This is a genomic window from Peribacillus sp. FSL K6-1552, from assembly GCF_038005205.1.
Lineage (GTDB): Bacteria > Bacillota > Bacilli > Bacillales > DSM-1321 > Peribacillus > Peribacillus butanolivorans.
Genome location: NZ_JBBOST010000001.1, coordinates 1,060,851 through 1,085,340, shown reverse-complemented (window position 1 = coordinate 1,085,340; position 24,490 = coordinate 1,060,851). Strand labels below are relative to the sequence as shown.

The window sequence follows — 24,490 nt, the reverse complement described above, 5'->3', positions numbered from 1 at the left end:
CTAATGTATGAAAAAAAGGCGGAAAAATGCCGTAATCACGTTTAAAGGTTCATCGTTAATAGAAAAAAACATCTCCATAAAGCGAAGATGTTAGGAATATATTTAGAAATAAACTCTTTTTTCATTATCAATGTTATTTAATTCAGGGAACGATATTGTAATCAGTTAAATCCCCTTCACTTTTAATACTTCACGAAGTCTGCATTTACTGCTCTTTTTTTCGATTTTGAGCGAACCCAAGAAATAATAAGCGCTGCTATAATTACAAAACCTAAATATCCTGTAACTGGGTATACGGTTCCAACCAATTTAATGAATCCGACGAAACTAGCAAGGAAAGCCAGAATCCCTACAACAATTACTGAAATTTTGAAGATTTTTGTTTCGGATGGAACAAATCTAGCAGTAAAAGCATAAAGCATTCCAACTGAAGTATTATAAATCATTCCTAAAAGGATGACTGATAGAATATAACCCAACCATGGAGAAATTTGATTGGCTAATAAAAGAGTGGGCATTCCTGCACCTTCAATGCCTTTTAAATCAGACAGCATTCCCATATTGATCAAGAATAATAAGATTCCTAAACCGATTCCACCTAAAATACCGCCCATACCTGCCTCTTTCTTATTCTTAAACGTACCACCCATTACTGCTAACATAGCAATTCCAGCAGCCATATTATAGGAAACATACAGTAATGAACCCAAAATCCAATTTCCAGTTGCTGCTGTTTCTTTACTAGAGGAAGAAATGATCTCATTAAAACTAAGATCAGATGTAAAGAATGAGTAACCCGAAATAATAATCATGATGACAAATAAAAATGGTGTGACTGCACTAATGATAGACATTATTTTATTAACATTAAGTAAGAGAGTTCCAATGGTAAGTACTGTCATCACTACAGCTCCTACTACACTTGGAATGCCAAATTGTTCTTCAAAAATAGTACCAGAACCTGCAATCATAATGACAGTTACACCAAATAAGAAAAACGTGATCATAACATCAACCACTCTACCTAAATAACGACCACAAATATGATCGATTATACTTTTATGAGAGCGTGTTTGAAGGGCACAGCCCAACTGTGTAACCTGCATACCTAGAAAAGCAAATAATACAGTTGCTACTGCAATTCCTAATACACTGTAGATTCCAAAACTCGTAAAGAATTGCAATACTTCTTGTCCTGAAGCAAATCCTGCTCCGATGATAATTCCTATATATGCACCTGCAAGATTTACACTGTTTTTCATATGAATCCCCCCTTTAATTAAATGATTATTCTGACAATTCCGTGTACACGAAACATTTCTCCATTCAATTCTACCCATTTTTTTCATTAATAACTTTCCAGCTTCAGCGTTTTTACGATAAGGTTATTCACATCGCTCGCGAAGCTGGAATACTAAAACTGCTTAATTACTCATTTGGTATATCTTTTACTATAAGAAGTAAATTCATCGACAGTTGCGTAATCGACTTTAAAGCCAATACCAGCCGTCTTTGGAACAATAATGACTCCATCTTCCACTGTAACCTCGGGTTGAATGATGTCTTTATGCCAATAATTTGCCGATGCTGCCGTATCACCAGGCATTGTGAAATTATCAAGTGTTGTTAATGCGATATTATGGGCACGTCCGATACCTGATTCCAACATGCCTCCACACCAAACCGGTACATTTCGTTCTTTACATAAATCATGAATTTTCTTTGCTTCCGTTAAGCCGCCTACTCTTCCGATTTTAATATTGATGATTTTGCAACTTCCCAACTCAAGAGCTTTTCGTGCATCTTCTACGGAGTGTATGCTTTCATCCAAGCAAATCGGTGTTTTGATTTGCGCTTGTAATGTCGCATGATCCACAATATCATCAGATGACAAAGGCTGCTCGATCATCATTAAATCAAATTGATCGAGTTGTTTCAGTAACTCGATATCTTTCAAACGATAGGCTGAGTTTGCATCTGCCATAATCGGTACATCAGGATATTGCTTGCGTACTTCCCTGATTACATCTACATCCCAACCTGGTTGAATTTTGATTTTGATTCTTTTATAACCATCTTTCAAGCCGTTTTCAATTTTCTTAAGTAAATCAGCTACTGTTTCTTGTATTCCAATACTTATGCCTACATCAATTTTATCCAGTTCTCCGCCTAAAGCTGTACTTAATGGGATATTCTTTTCTTTTGCGTATAAATCCCAGATAGCTCCCTCGATTGCCGATTTTGCCATATTATTTTTACGAATATGTGAGAACATTTCCGATACCTCACTCGGATGTTCTAATTCTTTATCCAACACAAGCGGGATCAGGAAATCTTCCAGCATAGTCCAATTGGTTTTAATTGTTTCTTCGTTATACCAAGGAGCTCCAAACGCGACTGATTCTCCCCAACCTGAAAGTCCCTCTTCATTTTTCACTTCCACTAGGATAAACTCTTTATCTACAAATGTTCCAAAACTAGTTGTAAATGGAGCAGTCAAATCCATATTCAAATGACGTAAACGCACTTCTTTTATTTTCATCTCTATTCTCCTCTTATTCTGTTTTTTTTAATAAGTATTTTTGGATGTTTTCACCTTGTTTTCGTTCAATTCCTACTACAACATACCCTTTGGAAAAAAGCGTTTGGAATAGTTCACTTGTTTTTACACGCCAATCAATTGCAAGAGAAAGATTTTCTTTTTTTATTTTTTGAATTTCCGTTGGAATGGGTATAGCCACCACTTCCGCAGTTGTTTCCAAACTATAATCTTCGATGAACGGAAAGCCTTGCTTATTCATTTCCGTCGTTACGATATGCGTCGCTTTATCAGTAAGTTGCTCATCGCTCTCAGTTTCTTGCTCTAAATTCCATTCCACCATGAAACGATCAGTGGACAGTCCTTCATTAAGTGCGCCTTTAAGCTCCCCATAACAATCTTCCATATATGTACGGCAAACCGCTTTTAGTTTACCGATATTCAAGTTAGCATTCACACTCTCCAATGGATCATATGTCCAGGTAATTAAATGATAGCCTTTTTTGAGTGCTTCTTCTTTTTGGGCCAATTTAAGTAATCTACCGTATCCCTTCTTTTGATGGTCCGGATGGATAGCTAGCAAATGTGAGCAAAGAAAAACCTTTCCATCCTTAAATCCCGGGAAACTGTATTGAAAACCTACTAATTGATTATCGATGTAACCACCTAAAACAATGCCACCGTTTTTGACTGCTGTAAGCGTTTGATGGGTAGGGACACAATCCATGCCCCATACGAGAATTTCAAGTTGCTGCACTTCTTGTAAATCTTCTAGAGTAGATAAAGATTTAATGATTAATTCATTTGTCATATCGTCGTTCCCCCTCACCATATTTTTCAAAAGTAAGAATGATCGCTTTCGTTAGAATTTCAATTCCGGATAGCAAAGCTTCTTTATTGAATGTCATATTCGGATGATGTAGACCTGGTGTCAAATCACAGCCTAACCCAAGCATCGTCGCTTTGATTTCTGGTTTTTTTAATGTATAAAAATGAAAATCTTCTCCTCCAGTTGTAATAACTGGAGCTACTAAATTTTCTTTCCCTAGAGTATCTGCAATAGCTTCAGCCATTATTTCTTGGGCTTGGTTGTTCACAATTGCAGCAGCTACATTAGCTCCCGACTCCAGATTAATTTCAACTCCATTTGCGACGGCCAAAGCTTCTGCAACTTTTTCCACTCTTTTGGTAAGGTCTTTCATTACTTCATTATCCTGAGCTCTTAAATCCAATGAAAATGTAGCTTTCCCTGGAATGATATTGGAACTTTCGCCACCTGCAAAAAACTGTGTCATCTTTGCTGAAAAAGGTATGGAAGGATTGAGATGGATATTGTTTAACAATGTAACGAATGATGCTCCTATTTCAATAGCATTTTGCCCTTGGTGCGGTCTAGCTCCATGTGCATCTGTCCCTACTATTTCTCCTTTAATAAACTGTGCAGCTCCATGAACAATTGCTGGTGCCGCCTGTCCATCTTTCACTTCCTCCGCTGGTCTTAAGTGCACACCATAAAGAAAATCAACATCATCCACTACTTTTTCGTCAATCATCTTTAATGCACCCGTACCTTTTTCTTCAGCAGGTTGAAAAATGAATTTCAGTTTTCCTTTGGGTTGAAAGTTCATTTCCTTCAATAACAGGAAAACTCCAAGAGCCAAAGTCATATGCCCATCGTGTCCACAGGAATGATTGGCCTGAAACGACCCATGCACTTCTTGCCAAAGTGCATCAATATCTGATCGTAATCCGACAGTGAAACTTCCATTCCCGATTTCTCCAATTACGCCCGTACAATCTTTAAATTTTTTCACAGAGCACTGATTTTCTTTTAAAACATTCGAAATGAATGCTGTAGTATTCACTTCATTCCAACTTGTTTCAGGATGAGAGTGTAAATGGTCAAATATTTCGATAATACGAGGTCTTAATTTTTCAATTGATTGTGTTATATCCATTTCTTTCTCCCCTTTTTTCTGTTAAAAGAAAAAATCATCATCTTGATTGAACGCATCATACATAGCCTTTCTTTCTTTAAATCCCTGCGCGTCTTTAATCGATACACCTGCTACTAAACTATTTAATAATGAGAATAGAACAGGTGCAGTATCGATAGTGGAAGTTCTAGGTGCTGAAATGGGCAATAAAACGTCCGTAAACTCCGCAATTGGAGCCAATTCAGAATCGGTAACTCCGATTACAAATGCACCCGCTTGTTTTGCCATTTCCGTAATTTTCACAGTTTCTTTCACATAACGATGAAATGAGATTGCCACAAAAACAGAATTTTCAGTTATTTTGTTTAGTTGTAAAAAAATATCATCTGTATCCGGTCTATATAAATGGACTTCTTCCCTTACAAGTCTAAGCGTAAAAGTTAACCAATGCGCCGCTGAAAATGATAAACGATGTCCGGAAATTAATACTTGGTCGGCTGCCGCCAATTTATCGACTGATTTTGTAAAATCATCATTAGATAGATTTTTTATTGTTTTTTCGATACTGACGATATCTTTCTGCATTACTTGTGCCATGAAGTTTGGCTGATTCGCAACTTCTAGTTTAGAAGAATGATATTCATTCAGGCTACTCTCGAATATTAATTGATTACGAATAAGTTTTTGAAGTTCCGCAAATCCACTTAACCCTAACGAATAACAAAAGCGAATGATAGTTGTTTCACTCACCCCTATATCCTTCCCTAACTTTTGAGCTGAGCTGACTGCAAATGTATGTGCATGAACTAACAAGTAATTTGCTACCTTTTTTTGGCCAGTAGATAATCCAGGGAATACCTCTTTAACTTTTTGCTGCAAATCCATAAAACCGTCCCCTTACAGACAAAATATGAATCCAAAACTTTTTTTATTACTATATGAAGTTTTCACTTCATTTATAATAGAGAATATTTTATCATGGGCATTTTAATAAAACAACAATATTCAGAATTTTTAATAAAAAATCTGAATAAATATTAAACATTAGTCAAAAAAAACCACGAAGATTCTCCGTGGTTTTCATTACCTCTTATTTTTTATGACGCTTTGCATAGCCACATCTTTTACATAGTTCTTCTACTGCACATCTTCTCGAAAAACCATCAAACATATTTTTAGCCCGTTCACCATTTATAATTTCTTCAAGAGATGATTCAAATATATTCCCCAGTGGAATTTTCCCTTCACTATCCAAACAGCAAGGAACAACTGTACCGTCCACTAAGATACCTAACTGGTCTCTTAGAGCATAACAGAAAATATTCTCATCGATAATGTCGCGGTCCAATTCTGGCCATTCAAATTTTTCAGCCATATTTATATAAACACGGTCCTTCAGTTTAATATTATTCTTATCCTGAAGAGCTTCACTTAATCGAATATCCAACGAAAGCTTCTCCTCCAACATACTGAGAATATCATCGTTTAGACCATTACTCGCCTTAAGCTCATCCGTATCCATATTCCATAATCGAATTGCGCAGATCATTTCACTTGTTTCGTTTGCCTCATTAATAAAGTCGGCAATATTACTCACATATGAGTCTAGACTATTACTCGTATCATTCGCTTCAAAGCTATGAAGTGAAATATTCACCTGACGAAGTGCTTTTTTGGAAAGCAGCTTTTCTTTAACCTTTTGAATCAAAGTACCATTCGTTGTTATATTCACTTTCAGGTCATGTTCGGCACTAATATCCAAGAAAGTTCCTAAATCTTTATTTAAAAATGGTTCACCCATCAGGTGAAAATAAATATGATCGGTGTGTGGTTTGATTTTCTCAATAACATGAGTAAAACCATCCGGATCCATAAACTTCAATGTCCTCTGCAAGCTAGAACTAGGACAAAAATTACATTTCAAGTTACATATATTCGTAATTTCTACATAAACTTTCTTAAACTTTCTCATTATAAAATACCCCTAAAGTCATGCTATATTGTCAATCTGATTCTAACTATACGTGTTAGCGGCTCATAAATGCAATGAAAAGTTAATTGTAGCGGTACAAAGGGTGAAATTAAAATCACAATTATGTAAACTTATTATATATTTGATTTCATTTACCAATTACCCTTTCACTCAAGGTTCCAAAAATCCCCTGATTGAGTCAATCAGGGCTTAATTTCCTCATTTCACTTCCTCATCACCTATAGATCTTTTGTATTTTTTATAAATCAACGGATAGATCTGATTTCAGTTTCAGGCCATGATTCCCCTAAGGTCATATTCCAAAGTCTTATGCTCTGCACTTTTATCCGATATTCCCTAGTCTTCTATCTTTTTCCTAATGTGGGATGGCGGAAAAGTTCCGTGATTAATTGTTCATCGTTAATAGAAAAAACATCCTCAAAAACCGAAGATGTTAGGTAATACTAAAATATATTGGAGTAAATTTAATTTTCCTTCTGTTCTGTGACCTTTAAACTAAGTAATTTTTCATTGGTAAGATCGTGTTGGACTGCCACAGTGACTTTGAATTTATTGCCTTTCTCCACGACTAAGAAACTAAAATCGTCTTCCACCTGATTTTTCCCTATTGTTTTTCTTCCCTTATATTCATAATCAGTAATCTCAACTTCAGGGTAATCGGCCTGTACGACGGCGATTGCAATCTTTCCGTATTTTTCGTAATCTGGTTTTTGGGCATGTGTTGATATGGAACCAAATTGTAAAATTACAAGAAGTCCTAAAATCATCATGATGACTTTTTTCAAAACCATTTCCTCCTCATACATCCTGTTAGTTTTATTATGTTAAATTGTTCATTTGTTATGCAGCTTGTTCGCTTCTTTTACAAGCATAATCCCAACTAACCGGTTCCGTTTCCATTCCTCAGGAAATACAGAAAATGGGGGATTGGTTTCATCCACCAAATAACTAAGTTCAATTGTCATTCCCGGGCGCTTGAACTCGGTTATGAACCAATCCGTAAATCCGCTGCCTACCGCCTCCTTTTCCGGAAAGGTCAGTTCATAACCTGTTAATTCTGCTGTTTTTTTCGCAATGCCATAATCCCTCGCCATATTCTCTCTCTTATTTTGATAATGCCAGAAAATTTCCCGGCCGGATGTATGATAGGACACCGCAATTGTGGGATCAACTTTCTTCGTAAAATCGGCAAGCGCTTTTACCTCTGTAGCTTCTAGCGGTTGTTCCCCTTTATAAAATTGATAAGTAGGTTTTTTTGCATCACTCATTACTTCTTCCCACCCAATCGGATATTGCCTGTTTAAATCAATCCCTTTTGCGTTGGCCTTCCACCGCGACCAATTCGTACTATATCGATTCATTCTCCAGACCCCTGCTTTTTCAAGGAAATTCAAATTTGATAAATCTCCTTGTTGAATGCTGACTCCATCAGGATTCAGCATCGGGATAAACCAGATGCTCACTTCATCCAATAAACCTGAAGGAAACCCGCCTATTGGTTTGCCCGCTTGATAGGCTGCTGCATAGTCTTTTAGCATAGTCATCAACAGGATAGAGCTTAGCCATTCTCGCCCATGATGTGAGCCTACTAGTAAGATGGATTTTTTCCCTTTCCCTAACTTGACTGCTTTTATATATTTTCCTTTTTCCGTTTTTCCAATTTTTCGTACTTCAAATTTATACTGATCCTGAATTTCTTGTAGGTCCTTTTCCATTTGTCCAGGTGAATACACCTGTTCTGCGCGTGGTGCTTCAGGAAAAAAAAGAAGACCAATCAATACTATTAAGATTATCTTTCTCATGTTCTCACCTTTTATTTTTATTCAGGTAAAAAGCAACAACCGCGGCCCGTATACATCGCCACTTATTGTAAGTAAAAGTTCTACCCAATCTGAACAAAATACAAATAGCTCCTAAGGAGGAGAACTACATGAAAATTGCGGATTATGATCAGGCTTTGTTTCACACACACCGCTCTGATTGGGACAGCCTGTTAGTATTAATGGTTCGTACGAAAGATCACTTTCTTTCGAAAAAAATAGAACATTTTTTACACGCCTATCGGTTTGAGCATGATTATCAAATTATTCAATCTCAACTGTATGCACTGCTTCGTTATTTGGATCATGCGGCAGAAAAGACAAGTGATTATTTAAGTGAACTCCCAAGCTAAAATCAACAATAGTTTTTGCAAAATGGGAAAATATATACAAGAAGATTAATTTCATGGGGATTTAACTGTGGCGGGTGAAAACCTAAAAAACAAGGGTCAGGTATTATTATACCTGACCCTCATCCATTATTTTTTCATTGTTGCATAAGCAGTTGCATACATTTTAAGTTCTTCAATTAAGGCCTCGACAAGTAACGCAGGCTCTTCAGTTAAAGCGTCATTCTCATAATCGAAGCAATGCGGATCAAGCACTAATTGTTTTGAAATCACATTTGCATATAGGCTGCGGCCCACTGTTCTCATAGAATTTAACGCATTAATCCCACCTTTACCACCGCCTGATACAGCTAGTAAAGCAACTGGTTTGTGTGTAAATTGATCACTGCTTAGAAAATCCAATGCATTTTTCAAAGCACCACTCATCGAACCATGATATTCCGGAGATGTCAAAATCACTCCATCCGCTTCTTCAATACTTTTACGAAAATCTTGAATTACATTCAATTGATATTGCTCGCCTTCACCTGAATATAAAGGAATCTCACTGTTACTTAAATCGATTAGTTCTGCTCCATATTGCTTGGAAATGAAGCGAGAGGCAATCCCTGTACGCCCTTGTTTACGTGGTGATCCATTAATGATGACTAATTTCATGTATAATACTCCTCCATTGTTTCTATTTGAATATTTCAACCATGTTACTCTCTTTTTCAGTATATCAAAACCAGCTAAAAATTTCCTTGAATTAGAGACATTTATTCCACTAAACGTATTCCAACTTCATCTAAAAAACAACTTTTACGCAAAAAAACGAAGGACCTGAAGCCCTTCGTTTACATTTATCTGTTTATCACTTTAGACTAATGCTTCAATTTTCCCCATAAAGTCTGCTATAACAGCTGATAATTTAGCCTCTGATTCCGCCATCGTCTTGCCTTGGACACCGAAATAAAATTTAATTTTCGGTTCTGTACCTGAAGGACGAAGGCATACCCATGTCCCATCTTTAAGGAAGTATTTCAATACGTTTGATTTCGGAAGCTCAATTAGCTCTTCACTATTTGAAGTTAGTGAATGCTTTTTGCTGCTCTGATAGTCTTCCTCGACGACTACTTGGATGCCTGCGATTTGCGTTGGCGGGTTCTGACGGAATTGATCCAATATTCCTTGAATCTGTTTCGCTCCCTCAATTCCTTTTAACGTTAATGAACGCAACCCTTCCAGATAGAAGCCATATTTTTCAAAGACGTTCAATAAACCTTCATAAAGAGTCAATCCCTGCTTTTTGTAATAAGCACAGACTTCGACAGCAAGCACTGCTGCTTGAATAGCATCTTTATCACGAGCAAAATCCTTAATTAAATATCCGTAGCTTTCTTCATACCCAAACAAAAAGCTGTGTTCGCCACTTTTATTATATTGATTTATTTTCTCAGCAATGAATTTAAATCCGGTAAGTACATCCATCGTCTTTAAGCCATAGGACTCTGCAATTGTCCGCCCGATTTCTGAAGTCACAATGGTTTTTAAGACAATTCCATTTTCAGGTATATTACCTTTTTCTTTTTTCTGAGCTAGTAAATAATCTAGAAAAAGCGCACCTGTTTGATTTCCAGTCAGAACGACATATTTGCCCGATTTGTTCTTCACGGCAATACCAAGTCGGTCGGCATCTGGGTCTGTCGCAATTAATAAGTCCGCTTCGACTTTATTTCCAAGCTCGATGGCCAATTCAAATGCTGCAGGTTCCTCCGGATTTGGAGATTTGACCGTTGAAAAGTCTGGATCCGGTAATTCCTGTTCCTTAACGATATGGACGTTTTGATAACCTAAGCTCTGCAGGGCACGTCGGACTGATTTATTTGCCGTTCCATGAAGTGGGGTAAAGACTAGTGATACATCTATTTCCTCAGCAAGCTGTGGATTTTCAGGAACTGTGAGCAACTCTTTATTATAAGCTGCATCCAGTTCTTCCCCGATTATTTCAATAAGCCCTTGCTCTTTAAGATCTTTAGCTTCTTTAATTTGTATATCAAGTTCACTTTCAATGGCATTCACGTAGCTAATCACTTGGTCAGCAGCTTCCGGCGGTAACTGTGCTCCATCTGATCCATAAACCTTGTAACCATTATATTCAGGTGGATTATGACTCGCTGTGATGACAATCCCAGCAAATGCATTTAGCTTGCGAACAGCAAATGACAATTCTGGAGTTGGGCGTAATTCATCGAATAGATAAGCCTTTACGCCAAATGTAGCCAAGGTTTTAGCTGCTTCGAGTGCAAATTCCGGAGACTTATGTCTTGAATCATAAGCAATGACAGCACCTCTCCCTTTTGCCTCTTCCCCGAACGTTGAAATATATTGAGCCAATCCAGCCGTAGCCTTTCTTACAGTGTAAATATTCATTCGGTTGGTTCCTGCTCCAATTTCTCCACGCATACCGCCTGTTCCAAATTCTAAATTCTTATAAAAGGCATCTTCGAGTTTAGCTTCATCCTGTTGCATTTCCTCAAGCAGGACACGTAATTCCCCATTTAAATTCTGATACCCTGCCCAAGTGGTGTATACTGATTTCCAGTCCATCTCTGACATCCCCTCTCAACGACCTTTTTTTTAAAAACTTTTATGTATCTGTTTCTATAACAAAATTATCACATTTTTCCCAATAAATGAAGTAAAGGCTCGTAATAAAAAAAGCCACATCGAGCGTGGCTTTTTCATCACGAGCTACTTTAAATCTTTATTTTTCACCTTTTTGATAATGTAGTTTGTAAATATCATGGCGTCTATCTTTTAATTGTCTTACGGTACCCGATTGTCGCTCACGTCTTAATATCTCTAAATCAACATCGCCAATCAGAACCATCTCAAGATTCGGGCTCGTTTCCCCAACAATCCCGTCACGTGCAAATTCAAAATCCGACGGGGCGAAAATCCCTGATTGTGCATATTGGATATCCATATTTTCCGTTTGCGGCAGATTCCCGACAGTCCCAGAAATAACCGTATAAATTTGGTTTTCCACTGCACGGGCCTGAGCACAATAGCGAACACGCAGATAACCTTGTCGGTCTTCCGTACAAAATGGCGTAAAAATAATCTTAGCTCCCATATCAGTCGCAATCCGAGCAAGTTCCGGGAACTCAATATCATAACAAATTTGAATGGCGATCTTTCCACAGTCTGTATCAAAGACGCGTACACGGTCACCAGCATTGATGCCCCACCATTTTCTTTCATTCGGTGTAATATGAATTTTATATTGCTTTTCAATCGTCCCATCACGGCGGAATAAATAGGCTATATTATAGATATTATCATCGTCTTCTTTAACGAAATGAGAACCGCCAATTATATTGACGTTATACCTTACAGCTAAAGTGGTAAACAATTCAATATACTGTTCCGTGAAATCCGACAGTTTCCGTACTGCCAAGCTTGGTGATCTTTCATTTAAGAAAGACATCAGCTGGGTCGTGAACAATTCCGGGAATACGGCGAAATCCGCATTAGCATCCGAAGCAACGTCGGTGAAATACTCGACTTGGTTAGCGAAGTCTTCGAATGAATCGATTTTACGTAGCATGTATTGCACGACGCAGATACGTACCGGTTCAGATGTTTTATAATAACGTTTTGTTTTCGGCTGATAATCAACGTTATTCCACTCCATGAGTGTAGCATATTTATTGGATTGCAAATCATCAGGCAAATAATTAGGATTTATCCTCATGAGCGTGAAGCCATTTAAAAGCTGGAACGATAGAACCGGATCATATATTTTATGTAATTGCACTTCTTTCACATATTCTCTTGGTAGCAATTCCTCTGCATGTTTATGGTAATTAGGAATCCTGCCGCCAATAATGATGCTTTTTAAGTTCAAATGGGCAACAAGGTCTTTTCTTGAATCATATAGTCTTTGACCAATTTTCATCCTGCGGAATTTAGGATGGACCATGACCTCGATTCCATATAAATTATAACCGTCCGGATTATGATTCGTGATGTATCCATTATCGGTTACATCATCCCATGTGTGGCGATCATCATATTCGTCAAAATTAATAATGAGGCTAGAACATGATCCAATCACTTTTCCATCATATTCAGCTACAAATTGTCCTTCTGGAAAAATTTCCAGATGACTTTCAAGCTGATCGCGCTTCCATGGATCCATTCCAGGAAAGCAACTAGATTGTAAAGCAATTATTTCATCAATGTCCCCTAGCCTCATGTTACGTATTTCCATTATTTTTTCATATTTATGCAGGTCCAAATTAGGCATTTTCCTCAAACTCCTTTAATCTCTTCCATAAGAATTATACCCCTTATTCAAAAATTAAAACAACTGAACCTTCTCCGACCTATTCAATACTTCCTAGATAATACATGACTTTTCTTCCTTTCGGAAGCATATAGATAACATCTTTATTTTTTATTACCTTTCTTACTGCCAATTCGCCTACTGGGTAGCCTTATCGTACCATCATTACTCCTGTTAAATCAGGTTTAATTACCTATTATCTGTTAAGCTAACAGCCACTCTTTTAAAGTTTTCATTTCTTCCCGCGACCAAATCTATTCTGTACCCCCTTAAAAAGAATATATATTTTACAGACCGCATCCATACATACTATACTTTTCATAAGAGAAAAAAGAGATGGGGAAGAGGATCGATGAACAATACAAAACGCAGCGGGGAGAATATATTATTTGTAGCCTGGGCTGCTTCCATCATTGCTATGCTTGGAAGTTTATATTTTTCTGAGATTAAGCAATATGAACCATGTATGCTTTGTTGGTATCAGCGGATTATCATGTATCCTTTTACAATCATTTTAGGAATTGCAATCATTCGAAAAGATTATTGGATCAGCTTCTATACCATGATATTATCTGCAATTGGTGCATTTATTTCAACTTATCATTATTTAATACAAAAGGTTTCATTTTTTTCCGAACATACCCTAGCATGCGGAAGGGTTCCCTGTACAGGACAATATATTAACGTTTTTGGTTTTATTACCATCCCGTTCCTAGCTTTAACTGCATTTGTCATTATTTTCATATGCAGTTACATCGTATGGACAAGATCCAAGGAGGTTGCAGCTTAATGAAGAAAATGGTTATATTTTTAGTGATAATCGTCGCGCTTTTTGTCATACTAGGCGTTTTGACAAACTTAAAAAAAGAAGAAAAATCAAAAGGAAATCCGTATGGCAAAGAGCATCTTAAATCCGCCACCGTCGATCAATTGGATGACCCAAATTATCAAAATCTGATTCTTCCCGAAGAATTAGAGAATGACCTTCAAGATAAAGAAGAAATGACTGTTTATTTTTATAGCCCTACGTGCCCTCACTGTCAAAAAACTACACCTATCGTAGCTCCGTTGGCTGAAGAAATGGGTATCGATCTCGTTCAATACAATTTATTGGAGTTTGAACAAGGCTGGAGCGATTATGGCATCAAAAGCACGCCGACAATTGTTTACTTTAAAAACGGAAAAGAACAAGAACGTATAGTTGGCTATAACGAAGAACAAACCTTCAAAAAATGGTTTGAGGACCATGATATTAATTAAGGTTAGAAAAAAAATGAGCCGGCTATAACGGGAAAAGTATTTCCGTTATAGCCGGCTCATTTTTAATGTTTTATACTAAATATTGATTCGCCACCTGAATATCCATCATTTGCATATCTTTACTTGCTTCATGGTTTATACGTGTAAAATGGTCATAATAAAAAGGGAAAAATATTCCGCATTCATTCAATAGAGTAATGTTATGTTGAAACAATTCTTCAAATTTAGATTCAATTATAAAAGAATCCTCTATCTTCTTTTTGTCTAGAATGGACAAGAGGACTTGAAGGCATGCCATTACTTGAAATGCGTCTCTTAGTGTTGCAAAGTAGGTAAATGTACTTTTATTCGGCTGCAAAACGCCTATCTCCCGAAAATGAATAATTTCATTTTCTGTGAAGTATTTAGGAAATACAGATTTGTAGAAACGTGCAACGAGACTCGCAATTTCTTGCTCTTGTTCTTCGGTTGAAGAAAAGACCGTCTTCACTAAAAAAACCACCTTTTTTAGATCCATTAGACCTATCTAATAGTATGTATATTCTAGGACAAGCGATTTCTTTCCCTCTAGAATAACATAAATATTGTAAAAAAAACGTGGTAATTTTCGCCACTGAATTCTAAACAATAGGTCTAATGTTACTAATTTTACTTTTATTCGTAATCATTATATATTTTTTTCAATTAATTACAATCATATAAGTCGAAAGTAGGAATTATATTGGGGCATTTTAATATAACAAACCAAATATTATCAATTGAAGTTCTTCAAAGTTGGAATGGATTAACATTAGATAAGCTTTTTAAGGACCACTGGAAGGCGCCAAAGAAATTGGTGCATGAGTGGAGAATGAGTAAAGAAGTAAAATTGAACGGAAATACTGTTTCATGGACAACTACTCTTTCCGAAGGCGATACAATTAGCATTCCTTTAATGAATGCTGAAAATGAAAACGTTAAAGCTGTAGATTTAGGGATTTCTATCTTATATGAAGATGACCTATTATTGATTGCCAATAAACCGGCAGGAATGGATACCCACCCTTCTCAACCCGGCGATACACATACGCTCATCAATGGTGTAGCGTACCACCTTCAGAACACCGGCCAAACCTGTATGATTAAGCATATTCATAGGCTTGATAAAGATACCACTGGAGCCGTTCTTTTTGCCAAAGATCGCCTCACTGGGTCTATGTTGGATAGAATGCTGGAAGAAAGAAAAATCAAACGAACATATGTCGCTTTAGTTGAAGGAATCATCCAAAAGAATGAAGGTAAAATCAACGAAAAAATTGGTAGAGACCGCCATCATGCTACTAGACGAAGGGTTTCACCTACTGGCCAGGTGGCTATTACCCATTTCCAAGTGCTTAAGCGGGATTCGAAGAAAAACTTAACGCTTGTCAGTTGCACTTTGGAAAGCGGCCGCACCCACCAAATCAGGGTGCACTTTAGCCACTTAAATCACCCCTTGGCTGGTGATACCTTGTACGGCGGAAAAAATACTTTTCCACGGCAAGCCCTTCATGCTCGAAAAATTGAATTTATCCATCCAATTTCCGAAGAAAAAATGATAATAGAAGCACCTTTCTTAGATAAGTCCGGGATATTTGAGACTCTCTAATATACAAAAAAAGCTGACTCCAAATAAGTAGGAGTCAGTTTTTTTAAATTCTATCATTATAAAAAAGCAGCCGTTTTTAAAGCTGCATAGTAAGGATTATGAATCAAAAAAATAAGCTGGCCTCTTGGGCCAGCTTTTATTGTGATATTTAAGAAGCTTTTCTCATGCCTTTTAAGATCAAGCTTAATATGAAGACAAATACGATTGCTCCAATTAATGCAGGAATAATAGCGAAATCTGCTACTGAAGGTCCCCAGTTCCCAAGAATTAATGAACCTAACCATGCACCAACAAAACCAGCGATGATGTTACCAATGATACCAAATGGTACGTCACGTCCTACTATCATACCTGCTAACCAACCGATAATACCTCCAATAATTAATGACCATAAAAATCCCATAATATATTTCCTCCTTAAGTAGTTGTATTTTTATACCAGACAGTATATTTCCCTGTTCTACAGCAGACTCCAAGAAATCTCATCACTTCCAAATATTCATGTCCTGTTCAATTCATTAACCTTTACACTCAAATGGTATGATGCCGATTATGCACAATATCTAATGAATGTGAATGCTTTAGTTAGTGGGAAAAGTTAGCTAGCTATTGACCCTGAGGAACTGATTGGACACTCCTCAATGTTAGTGTGTTTTTCTTTTTGTTTGCCGCTGTACTCATTATTTTCCCCGTTAAAATAATCTAAAACCTCATTTTTTTAAAAAATATTTGGCAAAGAAAAAAGGATTATTAGACTTATGAAAAGGGTATGCACTATGCTGCACTTTTGTCACATTCATAGTATAGGCAGTATCTAGCTCAAATATGTTTATAAAGATATAACGAAAAAAGGATGCCCCGAAATTACTGGGACACCCTCATATCATTTTCAGTTCTCTTTAAAGTCTATATCATCAATCATTAAAACAAAAGTTCATCCGGATTGCTTCCAAATCGTTCATTTTTGTTTAAGGCATCAATTTGATTCATTTCGTTAAGACTCAATGAAAAGTCAAACACTTGTGCATTTTCCTCGATACGGGACGGCGTAATCGATTTAGGGATAACGACAATTTCATGTTGGAGATGCCATCTAATTAATACTTGAGCAGAGCTTTTTCCATGCTTTTTTGCAATATGATTGATAGTCGGTTCTTCTATTAAGCTCCCCCTACCTAGCGGGCTCCATGCTTCTACCTTGATATCATGCTTTTCGCAGTAATCACGAATTTCAACTTGAGTCAAAAGTGGATGCAATTCTATTTGGTTTACGACAGGTTTTATTTCACTGTTCGCTAATAATTTTTCTAAATGGTGGACATGGAAATTACTTACACCGATTGATTTCACTTTTCCTTCATTGTAAAGCTTCTCTAACGCCTTCCACGTTTCCAGGTATTTGTCTTTTCCTGGCCAGTGAATTAAGTATAAATCTAAATATTCCAAACCAAGGCGTTTCAAACTATCATCAAATGCCTGAAGGGTCGTTTCATAACCTTGATCAGTATTCCACACTTTAGATGTGATGAACAATTCTTCACGCGATATTCCGCTTTCTCTAATAGCCTGTCCTACACCTTCTTCATTTTCATAAACGGCAGCCGTATCAATTGAACGGTATCCTACTTCGATTGCTTTCTTGACGGACTCAACCGTTTCACTGCCATTTTTCACTTTAAATACACCGAAACCTAACTGCGGCATTTTTACTCCATTATGTAAAGTAATCGTTTCCTCTATACTTGATATCATTTGCCAATCCCCCTTACCTTTTATTTACCAATTATATCATCGTCCTACCTTTTATTTCTAACCATAAGCCTCGGAATTTAAAGGTTTATTAAATGACTCCACAAACATTTTATCCAAAATTTTCAATTTAAAGTGAAAATTTATCATTTAATCCTTCATTAAGTTAAATATTTTGTAAAAAAATGACGAAATATCTATGCTTATAGATAAGAAATTAGTTACAATTGAATAGTCCGTCCGTAAACCAAGTAAAAAGAAGAAGGTGCCATCTTTAAAGAATAATCAAACGAAAAACTTCCATTCTAATAATGTGGAGTTGCAAAGCTGTCCAACGCCCATTCATTGGTCACTATCTAAATTTTCTCATTACATACTTGAATATTAAGGGAGTCTTCCATGTATGAATACCTTATTCATCTTAACCGCGCTAATTATTATCTTTGCTTTAATCTTTGACTTTATCAATGGATTTCATGATACAGCTAATGCTATTGCAACAGCCGTATCAACTAAGGCGCTTAAACCACGTCATGCGATCATTTTGGCTGCGGTCATGAATTTATTAGGAGCGCTGACGTTCACTGGTGTAGCACATACCATTACGAAGGATATTGTTGATCCTTTCACATTAAACAATGGCTCATATGTAATCCTCGCTGCTCTACTTTCCGCAATAACATGGAATTTAATCACTTGGTACTTTGGTATTCCAAGCAGTTCTTCCCATGCTATTATTGGTTCTATAGCGGGAGCCGCCATTGTGGCTGGAGGTTTCGATACGATTAAATGGAGTGGATTCACCAAAATCGTCCAAGCATTAATTTTATCTCCGATTCTTGCCTTTACACTTGGATTTATTGTGTACAACATCTTTAAGGTAATTTTTAAAAATAATAATTTAGGAAAGACTAACAAGCGATTTAGGAGAATACAAATTCTTACAGCGGCAATTCAGTCTTATACACACGGAACAAATGATGCTCAAAAATCCATGGGTATCATCACTATGGCTTTAATGGCTAACGGATATGCCTCTAGCTCTGATGTCCCCTTTTGGGTGCAATTATCGTGCGCAATCGCAATGGCGCTTGGTACCTCAATCGGTGGTTGGAAGATCATTAAAACGGTGGGCGGTAAGATCATGAAAATACGTCCAGTAAATGGGGTCGCTGCCGATATGACCGGTGCAGCGATAATTTTCGGTGCTACATTCCTGCATATGCCGGTCAGTACGACACATGTCATCTCTTCATCCATACTTGGGGTAGGTTCTGCACACCGTATCAAAGGTGTAAAATGGGGAACAGCTAAAAGTATGTTAATCACTTGGTTCATAACCTTGCCGATTTCAGCTTCTTTAGCCGGATTGATTTATTATCTAATTGCTTTATTTTTATAAAACCTTAAGCCTTTCCATATCGGGAAGGTTTTTTTTATGATTTCGCCCTTTTAAGTGTAACTGATTCCCATTTTTTACTTATCCTTGTTTTTGATTGTAAAGTTTTATTAAGATTTTGTAAATTTTCGTCGAAAAACCTTTCCTCATACTACATGAATTCGTTACAATCAACTTGTTAATACTAAGCGTATAATAATTTTACGTAAAAATTGCATGACTAATCGGGAGGCTTAACATGGCTTTTAAATCTAAAAAAGACAAATTCGCAGTAATGCTTTTTAACATCGCTCAAAACCTTAAAGAAGGTGCTGACTATTTCGCGGATTATAAACTGAAGAATATCTCCGATCTAAAAGTATTTTCAGATACTATGAAAGACTATGAGCATAAAGGCGATTCAATGGTTCATAACGTAATTAAAGAACTTAACAATGCCTTCATCACTCCTATCGAACGTGAGGATATCCTAGAATTAACCATGAGAATGGATGATGTCATAGACGGTTTGGAACACTGCGCCGCATTATTCGAAATGTACTCCATCGTCAATGCTGATGAGTATATGCTTAAATTTGTGGATGCAATTAAAGAGTGTACGTATGAGATTGAAATAGCTGTCGATACACTTTCCACTAAAAAATTACCAATGATTCGTGAAAATGCAATTAAAATTAAAGACCTTGAATCTGTTTGTGACGGAATCCAACGTCAATCGATCAAAAACTTGTTTACGGTTGAAAAGGATCCAATCAGAATCATTCAATATAAAGAAATATACGAAAGCCTTGAAGAGATCGCTGATCACTGTCAAGCTGTGGCCAATACACTTGAAACAATCATAATGAAAAACGCCTAAGGAGTACCCCCATAAATGGATACTTTATTAATTTTAACTATATTAATCGTTTTCTTTGCTTTAGCATTTGACTTCATCAATGGTTTCCATGATACAGCAAATGCAATTGCTACAGCTGTTTCAACAAAGGCCATGAAACCTCGGCATGCCATTGTCATGGCAGCCATCATGAACTTCGTCGGAGCTATGACGTTTACAGGCGTAGCGAAGACCATAACTAAGGATATTGTGGATCCGTTCACGCTTCCAAATGGTTCATATGTAATCTTGGCAGCTTTGCTTGCCGCTATTATATGGAACCTCCTTACATGGTATTACGGGATACCAAGCAGTTCCTCCCACGCATTGATCGGTTCAATTGCAGGTGCCGCGATTGCAGCAGCCGGAATTACTGGAATTAAATGGGAAGGGTTTTTGAAAATTCTTCAAGCATTGATTTTCTCCCCTATAATTGCTTTTGTAATTGGATTTATCGTATACAGCATCTTTAAAGTTATATTTAAAAATAATAACCTGACAAAAACAAACCAGAGATTCCGTACTATACAGATTGCAACTGCAGCACTACAATCGTATACCCACGGAACAAATGACGCCCAAAAAGCCATGGGGATCATTACAATGGCCCTTATTGCAAACGGGTATGCAACAAGTACTGACATCCCCTTCTGGGTTCAATTTTCATGTGCGTTAGCAATGGGACTTGGAACTTCTGTTGGTGGATGGAAAATCATTAAAACAGTTGGCGGCAAGATTATGAAAATCCGCCCTGTCAATGGTGTTGCAGCGGATTTAACCGGAGCCTTCATCATTTTTGGCGCGACCGTGATACACATGCCAGTTAGTACAACACATGTTATTTCTTCTTCGATTCTTGGAGTTGGTTCAGCCCACCGTGTTAAGGGCGTAAAATGGGGAACGGCAAGAAGAATGATTGTTACCTGGTTCATTACCATTCCTATCTCAGCAACATTAGCAGGTTTGCTTTACCTATTGATTAATTTCCTTTTCTAAAATAAAAATCCCTTCCGGTTTCCATCGGTAGGGATTTTCTGTTTCTCCCGTAAAAAACATGGATATAATTCTATGCTAAATCATGAATAATCGTTTAAAATTTAAAGAAGAAGGAATCTTTTAAGCGAGGGGCAAAATAATAATGAAGGAATTCACAAATAGAGATATTTTTAAAGACCTTTATGGAGATATGATGGAGTTTGCGGATAGAATCAGTTCCGTCTTAGGCTGTCCCATTACAATTGAGGATGGTAACCATCGCCTGCTTGCTTATAGTACGCATGATGATACAACCGACCAAGCCCGCATCATGACCATTATCGGAAGGCGCGTTCCTGAAAAAGTCATCAACAGTTTATGGAAAGATGGGTTTATCCCGGCTTTATTGAAAGAAGACGTTCCTATTAAAATTGGGGCTATAAATGATGTCGGTCTCGGTAATCGAGCGGCAGTCTCTATTAGGAAAAATAATGAAGTCCTTGGCTTCATTTGGGCCTTGGAAGTGAATCAACCTTTCTCCGAAGAAGATATGGACTTTCTTCAATTTGCTGCAAAAGAAGCGAAAAACCAGTTGCAGCAATTACAATTAAAAAAGAAAAGGAAAGAAGCAGGTCATCAGGAGTTTCTTTGGCGTATGTTCACTGGACATTATCAAGAAGAATCAGAAATAATAGAAAATTTCACGAAGTTTTCTATCCAAGTTCCTGTTGTTTTTTCCATATTAGTATTCGAATTCCCTAAAGAGATCAATCGCGAAGTAGAACGCTACATTTCCTATATGTTAACGACTACTCAAAAGATAAACAGGTTCTTATTTGCCATTGACCATAACAAGCTCATTCTTTTTGCGGGATCGGACCAAGAAAATAGCCCTTCTTTTACCACATCCATTTATGATTTCATTCCTTTCTTCATATTAGAAATGAAACGGCGTTTTGGTGTTGAACATATCCATGGTACTTCAGGTAATATGTATAAAAACTTAATGGATGTAAAATCAAGCTATGAAGAAGCTCAATATACCTTAAAAATGAAAAATATTTTTCCTCATGATATGAAGCTTATTTTACATTATGAAGAGCTGGGCATGTTTCAAATGATTGAAACTCTTGCAAACAACAAACAACGTCACGCTCATCCTTCTATTTTGAAGCTAAGAGCTTATGACTTGAAAAACCAGACAGAATTACTGCAAACACTTACTGTCTATTTAGAGAAAGACTGCAATCCAAATGAAGCTTCAAGAAATCTTCATATCCATGTGAATACCTTAAATTACCGTTTAAAACGGATTACAGAAGTAGGAAATATTCGTTTAAAAGATCCGATTCAAAAAATGTCTCTATTTCTAGATATAAAGCTTTATGAATTTGACAAATTTCACAATAAAAATTGAAATATTCCATCAACATATGGAAAAAATAAATAAATGGAAAGGTTGGTTAAATGAATCTAGAATCGAATGAAGAACTTGAGAAAGAATTAAAAATCATTGAAAAATGGGAAAAAGACCAGAATGGGTTATGGTTTTGGGAACGAATTGGACGTCTCCCCTTCAAACTTTTAGACAAGCTAACACCGGACTTCATACAGAAAAAGCTTGGTGTCATGCTCGATGAAATCGGTAGCTATATTCAAACCGGAGGACAATATTTAACAAAGGAATCCAATATTCTAAATCAGCTGCAGGCCAAGAATCCTGAACTGAATGTTTCCTCCATAGAAGATGTTTCAAAACTTCCCCTTCATATTATGGACAGTGTTAGTCAAGAGATTAAAAATTCCGGAAGTAAATTGGCCACAGTTCAGGGTGCTACTACCGGCATAGGTGGAATCTTCACCTTAGCTATTGACATCCCCTTGCTTCTTGGTATGTCAATCAAGACACTTCAGGAAATTGCTCTCTCTTACGGCTACAATCCACGAGACCGTCAGGAGCGTATTTTCATCGTCAAATGCCTACAATTTACTACATCAGATGTTGTCGGAAAAAAGGCACTGTTAAAGGAATTGTCGAATATGCACCTTCCCGAATCTGAATCCAAAAGAGAACTTGCTTCTGAATTGCAAGGATGGCGGGAAGTTGTTTATACATATCGTGATCAGTTTGGTTGGAAAAAGCTTCTGCAAATGGTACCTGTTGCTGGAATAATCTTTGGTGCCTTTACCAATCGCTCTATGATCGCTGATATGGCCGATACGGGAATAATGCTATATAAGAAAAGAAGGATTTTGGAGCGAATGCACGAACCGGTTGCAAAAAATTAAGATTTCAGCGTAATGTTTTCTCACGTTAACTATCTAAACTAAGCTCTTAACCCTGGCAAGTCCATGATTATTGATACTGCGTTTGTGGAATTACACAAATACACCTTTTTCCTTTTTCTGATTTCCACATACTAACTGTTTCTTTTTCCCATTATACTTGTGATACAAATAGTAAAACAAATTATTGGAGGGATTAAGATGAGAATAGGAATTCCGAAAGAGATTAAAAACAACGAAAACCGTGTAGCTATCACTCCAGCTGGGGTTGTAGCATTAGTCAATGCGGGACATGAAGTATTAATCGAAATGAACGCAGGATTAGGAAGCAGTTTTACAAATGAATCATATCAAGAAGCTGGAGCTGTTATAGTCGAGGACGCTGCTAGCGTTTGGTCAAGCACAGAAATGATCATGAAAGTAAAAGAACCTATCTCATCTGAATATAAATATTTCCGTAAAGATTTAATTCTTTTCACGTATCTGCATCTTGCAGCTGAACCAGCTCTTGCACAGGCTCTAAAAGAAAGCGGTGTCTTGGCCATTGCTTATGAAACGGTTGCAGTAAACCGTACACTTCCTTTATTGACACCAATGAGTGAAGTGGCTGGACGTATGGCAGCGCAAATCGGTGCTCAGTTCCTTGAAAAAAATAACGGTGGTAAAGGAATTCTATTAAGCGGAGTTCCTGGAGTTAAACGTGGTAAAGTCGCTGTCGTCGGCGGCGGTATGGTTGGAACAAATGCAGCTAAAATCGCCATTGGATTAGGCGCAGATGTTACCATTCTTGACTTAAGTCCTGATCGCCTTCGCCAATTGGATGATATTTTCGGAAATGAACTAACTACACTCATTTCAAATCCTTATAATATAGCTGAAGCAGTCAAAGAAGCTGATTTAGTGATCGGTGCAGTTCTGATTCCAGGTGCAAAAGCTCCTAAGCTCGTTACTGAAGAAATGGTTAAATCAATGTCTCCAGGTTCAGTCATTGTCGATGTTGCTATCGACCAAGGCGGTATCTTTGAAACGGTTGACCACATAACAACACATGATAACCCTACTTATGTTAAACATGGAGTAGTTCATTACGCGGTGGCAAATATGCCAGGAGCAGTGCCTCAAACATCTACAGTTGCCTTAACGAACGTAACTGTACCTTTCGCACTGCAAATTGCCAACAAAGGCGCCATCAAAGCAATCCTTGAAAACGATGCCCTTGCAAAAGGCGTCAATGTAGCCAATGGAGAAATCACGTTCGAAGCAGTTGCATCAGACCTAGGCTACAACTATGTTAGTGTTGAAAATGCTTTAAACCCAAATAATATTAACGCATAATAATAAGGAG

At 37.1% G+C, this 24,490-nt stretch carries 24 protein-coding genes; 10 read left to right on the top strand and 14 right to left on the bottom strand.

The genetic code is table 11. The annotated features are described in order from the left end of the window. Nucleotides 1-182 precede the first annotated feature (182 nt). The 8 genes from NST21_RS05215 to NST21_RS05180 all read right to left on the bottom strand — a co-directional run bounded on the left by NST21_RS05215 (nucleotide 183) and on the right by NST21_RS05180 (nucleotide 8,271). The gene (locus tag NST21_RS05215) at nucleotides 183-1,262 is read right to left on the bottom strand and encodes a YkvI family membrane protein (RefSeq protein ID WP_340888106.1); all 1,080 of its coding nucleotides are present in this window, start codon (nucleotides 1,260-1,262) and stop codon (nucleotides 183-185) included. A 170-nt stretch (nucleotides 1,263-1,432) separates the two neighbouring features. Then, nucleotides 1,433-2,542: an o-succinylbenzoate synthase gene (gene menC, locus NST21_RS05210; protein ID WP_053344732.1), complete on the bottom strand. Its 1,110-nt coding sequence runs from the start codon at nucleotides 2,540-2,542 to the stop codon at nucleotides 1,433-1,435. Nucleotides 2,543-2,555: 13 nt separating this feature from the next. Beyond that, the gene (locus NST21_RS05205; RefSeq protein ID WP_340888104.1) at nucleotides 2,556-3,350 is read right to left on the bottom strand and encodes a GNAT family N-acetyltransferase; all 795 of its coding nucleotides are present in this window, start codon (nucleotides 3,348-3,350) and stop codon (nucleotides 2,556-2,558) included. Continuing rightward, complete coding sequence (locus NST21_RS05200; RefSeq protein ID WP_340888102.1) at nucleotides 3,340-4,497, bottom strand: M20 peptidase aminoacylase family protein; 1,158 nt, start codon at nucleotides 4,495-4,497, stop codon at nucleotides 3,340-3,342. The genes NST21_RS05205 and NST21_RS05200 overlap by 11 nt, the downstream gene beginning before the upstream one ends. A 21-nt stretch (nucleotides 4,498-4,518) precedes the next feature. Next, entirely contained in the window at nucleotides 4,519-5,361 is an 843-nt protein-coding gene (locus NST21_RS05195) for a MurR/RpiR family transcriptional regulator (RefSeq protein ID WP_340888101.1), read from the bottom strand. A gap of 205 nt (nucleotides 5,362-5,566) precedes the next feature. Then, complete coding sequence (locus NST21_RS05190) at nucleotides 5,567-6,448, bottom strand: radical SAM/SPASM domain-containing protein (RefSeq protein ID WP_053344729.1); 882 nt, start codon at nucleotides 6,446-6,448, stop codon at nucleotides 5,567-5,569. Nucleotides 6,449-6,933: 485 nt separating this feature from the next. Beyond that, entirely contained in the window at nucleotides 6,934-7,254 is a 321-nt protein-coding gene (locus tag NST21_RS05185) for a DUF3889 domain-containing protein (protein ID WP_340888100.1), read from the bottom strand. Between the two features lie 48 nt (nucleotides 7,255-7,302). Beyond that, nucleotides 7,303-8,271, bottom strand: a complete 969-nt coding sequence (locus NST21_RS05180) for a M14 family zinc carboxypeptidase (protein ID WP_340888099.1) — start codon at nucleotides 8,269-8,271, stop codon at nucleotides 7,303-7,305. A 128-nt stretch (nucleotides 8,272-8,399) separates the two neighbouring features. On the opposite strand from NST21_RS05180, the gene NST21_RS05175 reads away from it, so the two are divergent. Next, complete coding sequence (locus NST21_RS05175) at nucleotides 8,400-8,642, top strand: YhdB family protein (protein WP_053344726.1); 243 nt, start codon at nucleotides 8,400-8,402, stop codon at nucleotides 8,640-8,642. A 126-nt stretch (nucleotides 8,643-8,768) separates the two neighbouring features. On the opposite strand, the gene NST21_RS05170 is transcribed toward NST21_RS05175, so the two are convergent. The 3 genes from NST21_RS05170 to NST21_RS05160 all read right to left on the bottom strand — a co-directional run bounded on the left by NST21_RS05170 (nucleotide 8,769) and on the right by NST21_RS05160 (nucleotide 12,933). Beyond that, nucleotides 8,769-9,296: an NADPH-dependent FMN reductase gene (locus NST21_RS05170; protein WP_340888097.1), complete on the bottom strand. Its 528-nt coding sequence runs from the start codon at nucleotides 9,294-9,296 to the stop codon at nucleotides 8,769-8,771. Nucleotides 9,297-9,497: 201 nt separating this feature from the next. Beyond that, entirely contained in the window at nucleotides 9,498-11,228 is a 1,731-nt protein-coding gene (locus NST21_RS05165) for a phospho-sugar mutase (protein WP_340888094.1), read from the bottom strand. A 157-nt stretch (nucleotides 11,229-11,385) separates the two neighbouring features. Next, entirely contained in the window at nucleotides 11,386-12,933 is a 1,548-nt protein-coding gene (locus NST21_RS05160; RefSeq protein ID WP_340888092.1) for a GNAT family N-acetyltransferase, read from the bottom strand. A gap of 391 nt (nucleotides 12,934-13,324) precedes the next feature. Here NST21_RS05160 and NST21_RS05155 point away from each other — a divergent pair, with 391 nt between their 5' ends. Together NST21_RS05155 and NST21_RS05150 are read left to right on the top strand one after the other, a co-directional pair. Continuing rightward, nucleotides 13,325-13,762, top strand: a complete 438-nt coding sequence (locus NST21_RS05155) for a disulfide oxidoreductase (protein ID WP_056530998.1) — start codon at nucleotides 13,325-13,327, stop codon at nucleotides 13,760-13,762. Continuing rightward, on the top strand, nucleotides 13,762-14,232 hold the full coding sequence (locus tag NST21_RS05150; RefSeq protein WP_340888089.1) for a thioredoxin family protein: 471 nt from the start codon (nucleotides 13,762-13,764) through the stop codon (nucleotides 14,230-14,232). The genes NST21_RS05155 and NST21_RS05150 overlap by 1 nt, the downstream gene beginning before the upstream one ends. A gap of 70 nt (nucleotides 14,233-14,302) precedes the next feature. Here NST21_RS05150 and NST21_RS05145 read toward each other — a convergent pair whose 3' ends face one another. Continuing rightward, complete coding sequence (locus NST21_RS05145; RefSeq protein ID WP_057219441.1) at nucleotides 14,303-14,722, bottom strand: DUF5365 family protein; 420 nt, start codon at nucleotides 14,720-14,722, stop codon at nucleotides 14,303-14,305. Between the two features lie 231 nt (nucleotides 14,723-14,953). Between NST21_RS05145 and NST21_RS05140 the strand changes: the two genes are divergently transcribed. Next, on the top strand, nucleotides 14,954-15,859 hold the full coding sequence (locus NST21_RS05140) for an RluA family pseudouridine synthase (RefSeq protein ID WP_340888087.1): 906 nt from the start codon (nucleotides 14,954-14,956) through the stop codon (nucleotides 15,857-15,859). 148 nt (nucleotides 15,860-16,007) lie between these two features. Here NST21_RS05140 and NST21_RS05135 read toward each other — a convergent pair whose 3' ends face one another. After that, entirely contained in the window at nucleotides 16,008-16,262 is a 255-nt protein-coding gene (locus tag NST21_RS05135; RefSeq protein ID WP_170946860.1) for a GlsB/YeaQ/YmgE family stress response membrane protein, read from the bottom strand. A 518-nt stretch (nucleotides 16,263-16,780) separates the two neighbouring features. Continuing rightward, a complete protein-coding gene (locus NST21_RS05130) occupies nucleotides 16,781-17,611 on the bottom strand; it encodes an aldo/keto reductase (protein WP_340888085.1) in 831 nt (276 codons plus the stop codon). 400 nt (nucleotides 17,612-18,011) lie between these two features. On the opposite strand from NST21_RS05130, the gene NST21_RS05125 reads away from it, so the two are divergent. The 6 genes from NST21_RS05125 (at nucleotide 18,012) to ald (ending at nucleotide 24,480) form a co-directional block, all read left to right on the top strand. After that, the gene (locus NST21_RS05125) at nucleotides 18,012-19,010 is read left to right on the top strand and encodes an inorganic phosphate transporter (RefSeq protein WP_340888083.1); all 999 of its coding nucleotides are present in this window, start codon (nucleotides 18,012-18,014) and stop codon (nucleotides 19,008-19,010) included. Nucleotides 19,011-19,245: 235 nt separating this feature from the next. Next, the gene (locus NST21_RS05120) at nucleotides 19,246-19,866 is read left to right on the top strand and encodes a DUF47 domain-containing protein (protein ID WP_053344716.1); all 621 of its coding nucleotides are present in this window, start codon (nucleotides 19,246-19,248) and stop codon (nucleotides 19,864-19,866) included. A gap of 15 nt (nucleotides 19,867-19,881) precedes the next feature. Continuing rightward, on the top strand, nucleotides 19,882-20,880 hold the full coding sequence (locus NST21_RS05115; RefSeq protein WP_340888081.1) for an inorganic phosphate transporter: 999 nt from the start codon (nucleotides 19,882-19,884) through the stop codon (nucleotides 20,878-20,880). A gap of 142 nt (nucleotides 20,881-21,022) precedes the next feature. Beyond that, nucleotides 21,023-22,276, top strand: coding sequence for a PucR family transcriptional regulator (locus tag NST21_RS05110; RefSeq protein WP_340888079.1), 1,254 nt, complete (start codon nucleotides 21,023-21,025; stop codon nucleotides 22,274-22,276). Nucleotides 22,277-22,326: 50 nt separating this feature from the next. After that, the gene (locus tag NST21_RS05105; protein ID WP_056530982.1) at nucleotides 22,327-23,148 is read left to right on the top strand and encodes an EcsC family protein; all 822 of its coding nucleotides are present in this window, start codon (nucleotides 22,327-22,329) and stop codon (nucleotides 23,146-23,148) included. Nucleotides 23,149-23,346: 198 nt separating this feature from the next. Continuing rightward, complete coding sequence (ald, locus tag NST21_RS05100) at nucleotides 23,347-24,480, top strand: alanine dehydrogenase (protein WP_056530979.1); 1,134 nt, start codon at nucleotides 23,347-23,349, stop codon at nucleotides 24,478-24,480. The last annotated feature ends 10 nt before the right edge of the window (nucleotides 24,481-24,490 follow it).